The following is a 3,627-nucleotide window of genomic DNA, read 5'->3' as shown; positions in this document are numbered from 1 at the left end:
GACGAATTTTATTTAGATCAAACCTTTATAAACACAGCACATGCAAAGAGAGCAACAAAAAATGCAATTAAATTATACAACGAAATAAGATTACACTTATCTTTAAACTATAAAACACCTTATACCGTGTATAAATTTACAGCTTAAAAACAAATTTTAACTGTAGCCGTATTTCAGGACAAGACATTTTGAGAACATCGTCACTCAACGAAAATCACAGTTCACTCATTTTGACTTTTTTGATTAATAATATTAAATAACATTTGAGAAACTAAATCGAAGAAAATGAAATTATTTACAATAATGTTACTTCTGACTTTCTCAATTGGTTGCAAATCTCAAAGCAATCTTGAACAAGTTAACACCAAAAAAAGTACTGAATTAAAACCACCTTTTAAAAATCAAGGAGAACAAGAAAATTACTGGGCTCAAGAATTTTTTAAAACAAAATACGAGAAACAATTTTATGAAAAGTTTTCTAATGATATAACAGAAACAGCAATTAATGAAATTGAAGAAATAGATGAAATTCAATTGTTTTATGACAATAAATCGTTCAAAATATATGGAATAGATAAATCATTAAAACTGATTTTTAAAAAAGGGCTTTTATTTCCTCAATTGTTTAGCGGATTCTCAACTGAACCTCGAAAATCTGAAAAAGAACTTGATTCTCTTTCTGTTTCTGAAAGAGTATTTTACGAAATGAGTAGAGGCGATAATCTAACAATATCGAATTTGGAGGAACTTAAATTTCTATCTGACTCACCAAAAGTTAAAAGGTTTCGGTTTTGGTTAATGTTTCCTAAAACTGTTAATCCACGAGTATATCTCTTTGAATTAACTAACGAAAATGCTGATAAAAACACTGAACTGAAAGAATTTTTAGAGAACTCTGAACTAACATTTTTAAAAGTTAGTAATATATTAATCTGACAAAAAAACGAACACACAACACCATATAAAATTAATTGCTAGTTTTAGCCTACTTACGAAAGTCCTCGCGGTATTTCTATCTGTGATTTATTTGCTAAGTTTAGTGCTTAAAACACGCAACTAATCTTATACTTAACGTTGTGTTTCATACCCAAACGAACAACTGCACATTTGACATCAAATTTATTCACAAGCTTATTTACCCAAATAAAAAAACGTAACAACTCATTAAACTACAAAAAAAATCTACAGTAGAATCAAAATAAAATGAGTATTAACTAGAAAAAATATACTACTTTAGTACTTTACAAAACATCATCACATAAGTGAACAGAATTAAGGAAGTTTTAGAAGAAAAAGGAATAAAGCAAGTTTGGCTGGCTGAAAAACTAGGTAAAAGTTGCAATATGATAAATGCTTATGCACAAAACAGACAACAACCGAGATTAGAAACCCTAATGGATATCGCAAACATTTTGGATGTAGATGTTAAAGATTTAATAACATCAAACAAACCAAGTTAAGGGAAAGGTATTAGCTTATGGATTACATAAAAATAACAGGTTATAAATCAATTAAAGATATTACTCTTGAACTCAAGCCCATCAATATACTCATAGGCGCGAATGGTTCAGGGAAAAGTAATTTCATATCATTTTTTGAATTCTTAAATGCTCTTCAAGATAGAAGACTTAAAGAATATGTTGCTCTTAGAGGAGGAACAGAAAAACTACTGCATAAAGGCTCTGAAAACACTCAAAATATTCAATTCGAAACAAGTTTTGGAAATGGAATTAATGGATATAAATCAACATTAAAACTTGGTGATGAAAATTTCATATTTGCAGATGAATTTCTTGTTTTCAGAGGTAATAAGGGTAGAGATATTTCAAACTTTGGTACAGAAGCAAATATTAAAGCCACTGATAATTACAGAGCAAAATATGTTAGAGAACATTTAAACGGTTATCGAAAGTATCACTTTCACGACACTAGTAAAAACTCTCCTTTTTCAAAGATGAGTAATATAATAAATGACCAATATTATTTATACGAAGATGGAAGTAACTTAAGTGCGTTTTTATATAATGTATATGAAAATCATAAGGTTGTTTATAATAGAATTATACAAACAATACAAAGTATTGTACCCTATTTTTCTGATTTTTTCTTTCAGCCTAATCAAGAAAACCATATAAGATTACAATGGAAAAGTAAATATAGTTCAACAATATATGGAGTTTCTGACCTTTCTGATGGTACAATAAGATTTATAGCATTAACAGTATTATTTATGCAACCAAATCTACCATCAAGTATTATTATTGATGAACCTGAATTAGGGTTACACCCATTTGCCATCTCAAAATTAGCAGGGATGATTATGGCTGTATCGGCAAAAAATGTACAAGTTATTTTAGCTACTCAATCTGCTGATTTAGTAAATCATTTTACTCCATCTGACATAGTAACGGTTGACCAACATAACGGAGAAAGCATATTCACAAGACTTGATGAAAATAACTTAAAAGAATGGTTAGATACATATAGTGTTGGTGATTTATGGCAAAGGAATATATTAACAGGAGGACAACCTAACAAATATTAATTATGAAAAGAATAGTTATTGTTTGTGAAGGTCCTACCGAACAAGAGTTTGTCAGAGACGTACTTCAACCATACTTCCTTCCTAAAGAGATTTACATTCAAAGTCCATTAATCAAAAAATCTGGAGGAGGAATAGTTCCTTGGAACATCTTAAAAACACAAATTACATCCCATTTAAAAGAAGGAGATTCTTTTGTTACTACATTTATTGATTATTATGGTATTCCTGATAGATTTAATTATCCGCAATGGCAAAACTCAAAAGCTATTGTTGATAAATCTAAAAGAATGGATTTTTTAGAACAAGCAATGTTAGACAAATTCGATGATAACTTAAAAAAAAGATTTATTCCATATATACAATTACACGAATTCGAAGGCTTACTATTCAATAATTTAGTTTCTTTTGAATCAACGTTCGAACCTAGTGAATTCAATAATAAAACTGAAATTGAAAAAATTCTTAATGATTTCCCTAATCCAGAGCTAATAAACGAGCATCCTGATACAGCACCTTCAAAAAGGTTAATGAAGTTAATAAAGGGATATAATAAAATTGTTTATGGAGCAATTTTAGCGGAAAATATTGGAATGCACAACTTATTACAAAAATCTCCAAGATTTAATCAATGGATAAGTAAATTAGAAAATATCTAACGAAATAGAGAACGAATCTGGTATTTTTTTAATTAGGTTTAAGAGAAAGAAAAGTACGAAAACACAACAACGGTAATCGTTGCACAAGTCTATAAAAACATAAAAAAACATTCAAAAGCTCCTTTTACAAGGGCTTTTATTTTGTTAAAACCTATACTATTTAAATTTTAGGATGCCTATTATATTCGTTCTAACAGCTTTATTTGGGGCCTAAACAAGCGTTTTACAAGACAAAACAAATGCTTCATTGCTTTAGCATCTACTTTTACATTTTTTACAATGAATTTTAAATATTTCTTCAAGTTGTAGGCAATTGCAGAGAGATGCATGACTTTGTTTGCTTGTTGCATTCCTATAGTGTTGATTTTCCGAAGTCCCATAAACTGTGTGAGGGTCCCAAAAACGGGTTCTACCGTACTTTGCCGT

The 3,627-nt window shown here is 29.3% G+C and carries 6 protein-coding genes; 5 read left to right on the top strand and 1 reads right to left on the bottom strand.

The features are described 5' to 3' along the window. The 5 genes from AC2D8I_RS15965 to AC2D8I_RS15945 form a co-directional block, all read left to right on the top strand. A partial coding sequence (locus AC2D8I_RS15965) for an integrase core domain-containing protein (RefSeq protein ID WP_484707109.1) occupies positions 1–147 on the top strand: 147 nt, incomplete at its 5' end. A gap of 138 nt (positions 148–285) precedes the next feature. Continuing rightward, complete coding sequence (locus AC2D8I_RS15960; protein ID WP_484707108.1) at positions 286–936, top strand: hypothetical protein; 651 nt, start codon at positions 286–288, stop codon at positions 934–936. A gap of 326 nt (positions 937–1,262) precedes the next feature. Further along, on the top strand, positions 1,263–1,460 hold the full coding sequence (locus tag AC2D8I_RS15955; protein WP_484707107.1) for a helix-turn-helix transcriptional regulator: 198 nt from the start codon (positions 1,263–1,265) through the stop codon (positions 1,458–1,460). Between the two features lie 17 nt (positions 1,461–1,477). Then, positions 1,478–2,545 (top strand): AAA family ATPase, encoded by a 1,068-nt coding sequence (locus AC2D8I_RS15950; RefSeq protein ID WP_484707106.1) that lies wholly within the window; start codon positions 1,478–1,480, stop codon positions 2,543–2,545. Positions 2,546–2,547: 2 nt separating this feature from the next. Further along, positions 2,548–3,201, top strand: a complete 654-nt coding sequence (locus AC2D8I_RS15945) for a DUF4276 family protein (RefSeq protein ID WP_484707105.1) — start codon at positions 2,548–2,550, stop codon at positions 3,199–3,201. Positions 3,202–3,380: 179 nt separating this feature from the next. Here AC2D8I_RS15945 and AC2D8I_RS15940 read toward each other — a convergent pair. Continuing rightward, positions 3,381–3,627 (bottom strand): transposase (locus AC2D8I_RS15940; protein WP_484707104.1); only part of this gene is annotated, 247 nt, incomplete at its 5' end.

Source organism: Lacinutrix sp. YIN62 (assembly GCF_057219185.1).
This window is presented reverse-complemented; position numbering and strand designations above follow the sequence as displayed.

What these genes read in the sequence shown, in the direction of transcription:
- AC2D8I_RS15960 (WP_484707108.1), top strand. Translation starts at nt 286, where the DNA reads ATGAAATTATTTACAATAATGTTACTTCTGACTTTCTCAATTGGTTGC.
- AC2D8I_RS15950 (WP_484707106.1), top strand. Translation starts at nt 1,478, where the DNA reads ATGGATTACATAAAAATAACAGGTTATAAATCAATTAAAGATATTACT.
- AC2D8I_RS15945 (WP_484707105.1), top strand. Translation starts at nt 2,548, where the DNA reads ATGAAAAGAATAGTTATTGTTTGTGAAGGTCCTACCGAACAAGAGTTT.